The 2,226-nt window shown below is 54.7% G+C and carries 1 protein-coding gene and 1 pseudogene; both read left to right on the top strand.

The features are described from left to right. A pseudogene (locus C446_RS03055) lies at nt 1–586 on the top strand (DUF4157 domain-containing protein); the annotation flags it as partial. Further along, nucleotides 583–1,524 (top strand): hypothetical protein, encoded by a 942-nt coding sequence (locus tag C446_RS03050; protein WP_006671594.1) that lies wholly within the window; start codon nt 583–585, stop codon nt 1,522–1,524. The pseudogene C446_RS03055 and the gene C446_RS03050, both read left to right, overlap by 4 nt. The last annotated feature ends 702 nt before the right edge of the window (nt 1,525–2,226 follow it).

Here is a 2,226-nt window from a genome sequence, read left to right as displayed (position 1 = left end):
GAGTGACGAGCCACTGGTCGTCAATCGGATGGGGACCGACGTGCACGTCCAGAGGGCACCAAAGAACAAGGATGCACTCGAGACGTTGGCGATGCTAGAAATTGAAAACGAGGAAGAGGATCACAGTGATTTCCGGGAAACCCAAAACCAGAATCGAATTCAGTATCTCCGGGAAACCATTAACGAGGTATATTCGGAAACAAATACTGTCGACGACGCCGAAGATATCTCGGAACTCGAAAAGCGATTACGATTCAAGGAACTCAACGAAAAGTTGGATGACAAGGTTACGGATGTTGGGCTGACCGAAGACCAGCAAAAGAAGTTAGAACGTAAAATAGACACTGGTGAGTGGCTCGATTACGGCACACCGGTCGCCGCGTTCTTGTCTGCAAGGGTTATCGAGCCACTGGCCGGGTTGGTGACCGGACTCGGTATCACAGCCCTCAAGAAGAAATTCGGGAGTCTGGATGGCGATATCGAAGAGCGCTTCGAGAAGTTGACCAGACAACTCGAGGAGGAAGGGTACCTGACTGGCGATGACTTGGAGGGTGTTGGTTCGAGCGGGGAGGTGACGGACCAATGAAGGCCGTTATTACGGGTGAAAGTGACGAGCTTGTCGGTGTTAATCTGCTCGACAATAACGACGCAGAGCACGTCATCGAGATGAAATTCAATGGTGAAATCACGGCCCACCAACAGGACGGCTACTCTGATTATCCATCAGAGCGCACCCAGGAAGAAAACGAGCACGTTCGGCAGGCGCGTCGGTATGCGAAATGGTATGTCTACCGTGAAAGAGGCTACGAGACGATGCCTCGGCACGAGAACCCGGACAGTCTCGTCGCGGCGATGGTCGCGTTGTCTGATATGGCCGAGGCGACTGTTGAAGACCAGTTCGCCGACATTCGCAACCAGATCGAAAGCCACTACGATGGATCGACTGTGGAGTTACCGTTCGAGGACGCCCATCCCGACGACCCACTCGTCTACCGTACGGACCTTTATCTTGAGCCGCAGCCACAGCACGAGGACACGCTACTCGTCGACCAGTACGTCGACATTGCAACAGCAATACAGGAGGATGCAGCCGCGGCCCTCACGGACGCAGACGATCTCGAACACCAGTTGCTCGAACTGCTGAACTACGAGGATCGACTCGCCACTGCGCTCCCATCGTTCGACGTGGAAGCGGTTTCTGGGATGCACACGCTGCACACCGATGGTGCAACCGAGCAGACAACCGAGGTTCCCTCCCCGCTTGACCGCCATCCCGATGCCAGAATTGAGCTGCCGCCAGTGGACCTTCGTCAGTTCGACCTGTTCCAGCTCCTGTTGGTCGTGAACCTGAGTGCCCAGGTCCGTGACCGGTATCTGATGATGGGAGTATCCCCTCCAGAACCGTTCCAGCATCAGGGCTTTGGGACCTATCGGGGAACAGTCAAGCAACAGATCAACGAGATGTACGACCGTCACTACCTGTTCTCCGAAACGACCGATAAATGGGGAACGACACTATTCTAGACGCTCCGGTGGCGAAGACAGCCACCACATCCGAGTCCAGCGCCGGTCGGTTGTCCGAGCGGTGTTTCTTGGGACCTCCAAACCCAAGCGAGTGTAACGTGTGCGGAAAGTGTCGACGGTTTCTCTGCTGTCCAGATCCATACGGGCGCGAAAGTCGCCGAGGCAGCCCAGCAGCCCCTCTCGAGTGACGAGCCACTGGTCGTCAACCGGATGGGGACGGAGGTACACGTCCTACGGTATCCCTGGGAAGCTCTCGTCGAAAAAGCTAGTGGGTTACTCGAGACGGGTGAGGAGAAAGTAGACGATGCCACGAGCAAGACCTATCGTCTCAGCAAGGAGCAACGCTCTTGTGTAGCACATTGTTGATGGAGCGCCCTCTTGGGATTGTGCGTTGATTGCGATGGGCTGGGTCATCGATCAGGACCCGCGCTACACAGAGATTCCAGTCACACAGACGAGCAACGCAACCGGATCAACAGTCTCCGACCGAAGAGCGGCTATTCTAAGAGCATCTCCGTGAGATTTCTGAATACGTGGGCTCTGTTGAAATTCTCAAACTGTGATAGGATGGCCGTGCTGAATATCGGGCGCGAGTGTCGCACGAGACACCTCAATATTCGAGTTCCAATTCGAATTTGAAGTTTCCCGGCAGAGATCGATTCTCGATCATGTATAGCCCGTTGCATGTGCAAAATTAGTTGA

It is taken from the genome of Halobiforma nitratireducens JCM 10879, from assembly GCF_000337895.1.
In the GTDB taxonomy this organism is placed as follows: domain Archaea; phylum Halobacteriota; class Halobacteria; order Halobacteriales; family Natrialbaceae; genus Natronobacterium; species Natronobacterium nitratireducens.
This window is presented reverse-complemented; position numbering and strand designations above follow the sequence as displayed.

Bases quoted from the DNA above. Each gene is read 5' to 3' on its own strand.
- C446_RS03050 (WP_006671594.1), top strand. From the start codon at position 583: ATGAAGGCCGTTATTACGGGTGAAAGTGACGAGCTTGTCGGTGTTAAT.